This is a genomic window from Streptomyces sp. NPDC051183, from assembly GCF_040682455.1.
Lineage (GTDB): Bacteria > Actinomycetota > Actinomycetes > Streptomycetales > Streptomycetaceae > Streptomyces.
Map to the genome: position 1 here is coordinate 1 of NZ_JBFBBA010000111.1, position 2,339 is coordinate 2,339.

General features: G+C 64.1%; 2 protein-coding genes. Both read left to right on the top strand.

Going from position 1 to position 2,339, the window contains the following annotated elements; translation table 11 throughout:
* The first annotated feature begins 1,112 nt into the window (after positions 1 to 1,112).
* Positions 1,113 to 1,751, top strand: a complete 639-nt coding sequence (locus tag AB0M99_RS37640) for a hypothetical protein (RefSeq protein WP_365928756.1) — start codon at positions 1,113 to 1,115, stop codon at positions 1,749 to 1,751.
* Positions 1,748 to 2,221, top strand: a complete 474-nt coding sequence (locus AB0M99_RS37645) for a MarR family transcriptional regulator (RefSeq protein ID WP_365928758.1) — start codon at positions 1,748 to 1,750, stop codon at positions 2,219 to 2,221. Before AB0M99_RS37640 ends, AB0M99_RS37645 begins: the two co-directional genes overlap by 4 nt.
* Positions 2,222 to 2,339 lie beyond the last annotated feature (118 nt).

The following is a 2,339-nucleotide window of genomic DNA, read 5'->3' on the forward strand; positions in this document are numbered from 1 at the left end:
CCGCTTCGCTCCGACGAGGAGCTGGTCCGAGTCGGCTCCGCTTCGCTCCGCCGAAGCGTTGGGTCTCCGCTTCGCTCCGACGAGGAGCTGGTCCGAGTCGGCTCCGCTTCGCTCCGCCGAAAGATGCAGCGTTGGGTCTCCGCTTCGCTCCGACCAAGGTCTTGGGCTGGAGAGGTGTGGCGGGTTTTTGGTGAGGTTTGGGTGGGGTTGTTTTGGGTTGGGGGTGGTTTTGGTCTTGTTTGGCTGGGAGGGGGGTTGGGGTGGGGTGTAACTCCGGGTGCTTTTAAGGGAGTTGGGGTGGGGGTTGTGCAGGGGGTTGGGAGGTTGTGATCGGGTTTGGTTGTTTGTGGTGGGTGGAGGGTTTGGGCCAGGGGGTGGGGGCTGGTGTTTCGGAGTGGGGCGTGGGTTGTTCGGGTGGGTGGGAAGGCTGTGGTGTTTGTGCAGGTCAGGGGAGTGGGGTGGGTGGGGCGTTAACGGCGTTAATGGGGGGGTGGGGCTGTGATTCAAAACTGGGTGTGGATAGAGACGGGAATCAGTCAGATTCCACGGGGGTGTAGCCATCGGGTCCAGGGATCCTGTAGCGGCTGCTGGGGGGTGTGGTGGCGTCAGGAAGTGGCGCGGTGGAGGGCGTTGGAGACGGCGTTGAGTGCGCGCAGCGGGGCGACCACGGGCCTATAGAAGGTACGGAGATGCGTTGCCGCAGGTCAGAGGGGGTTCGGTGGAAAAGATATGTCCCCTCAGAAGGGACATATCTCGGGGGTTGTGTCGCTCGTAGGGGGACACAACGCGTGCGAAACGTCAGTGCGGCTGACGTAAAATGGGCTAAAAGGTCGGTGAGGCTGACGTTTTAGGGGAGATGTGTCGGCGAACTGGCGGTGGTGGGGGTGAGGTTGGTCGGTGGGGGTGGAGGGGGGTGCTGGAGAGGGGGTGGCCGAGATGTGTCCCCCCTGGGGGGACATAAGACACGCCGAACGTCAACGAGCGTGACACTTGTGTCACCCTTGTTGACATACTGATCTCCGCAGATCAACGAAGTGGAGAGCAGCCTCGTGTCATCAGAGCCACAGCGCCGACGGGGAAGTCCGGTAGGGACGCCGCGTCCCGATCTGCCGGTGGATGACGCGATCTCCGCGTGGAGTCAGCCGCTGGCTCCGGTCAAGGATCTCGACAGCCTCGCGAAGCGGTACCCGACGCGGAAGCTGACCCTGGACGGGGAACGCAAGCCGCTGGAGTTCTACGGGACCGAGAACCAGCCGAACGCGTTCTCCATGGACAGCCTCGAGTTCTTCCTGGTGATCGCCCAGTACTTCCGGGAAGCCCTGCCGCTGCGGCTGATCCTGCTGCTCATCGCCTGTCAGCGAGCGGGGGGCCGGATTCCGCTCACGCAGGAGGAGATGGCTACCATCCTGGATGTCAGCCGGACGAAGACCTCGGAAGCGCTGCACACAGTGATGTCTCATGGGATCGTCTTCAAGGTGCGGCGGGGTGTGTATCAGTTCAACCCGCCCTACAGTTATCGGGTGGCGGAGTTCATCCCGGGTACTGAGATGACGGGTGAGTTCGTGAAGGTGGAGCAGCACAGCACCATTTCGCAGATTCGTGGCGACACGAACCTGCCGGACCTGGTGCGCTTCCCTTCGTTGGACCACATGCGGCAGGCCATCGCGGAACTGCGGGCAGAACGGGCAAGAGAGCGCGCTTCACGTCGGCTGAGCCGGGTGAAGCGCAGGGAAGAAGGGACAGCTCAGTGAGCACCTTGCGATTCGCTGCGGTCAACGCCGATGGGCTTCTCTCCGACCTCGACCTCCCGCCGGCCGCCTACCGGGTGCTGCTGAAGCTGCGTTCCCTGAGCGAGCCGGGCGGCCGGATCCTGATCGACCAGGCCACCGTCGGCGGGCTGCTGGACCTGAGCCGGCCGAGCGTGAACGCCGCGCTGCGGAGTCTGGAACTCGCCAAACTGGTGAAGAAGATCCGTAACGGGGTTTATCAGATCAACCCCATGCTGGCCGGGTACAACTCCTTCGAGGACGCCGTCGCGGCCGTGAACGAGATGGCCTCGGACGAGCGGCTGGACGCCCGGGGTTACGTCGACAGCTACCACCGGGCGGTGGCGGCGTACCAGGACCAGCTCGCCGAGCAGCGCAAGAAGCGGGCGGCGCAGGCCGCGGCGAAGAAGGCCGCGGAGTCGAAGCGGCGCAGGGCGTTGCACGCCGTGGGGTGAGTGTGGCGGTAGGAGGGCTTCTGAGAAGCCGTATCTCAACCGATCATGGAACGTGCGGGTCGAACAGGTTTCCCGCCGGGGTGATCTTCCCGTTGTGCGCGCATGAAGACAGGGCCTC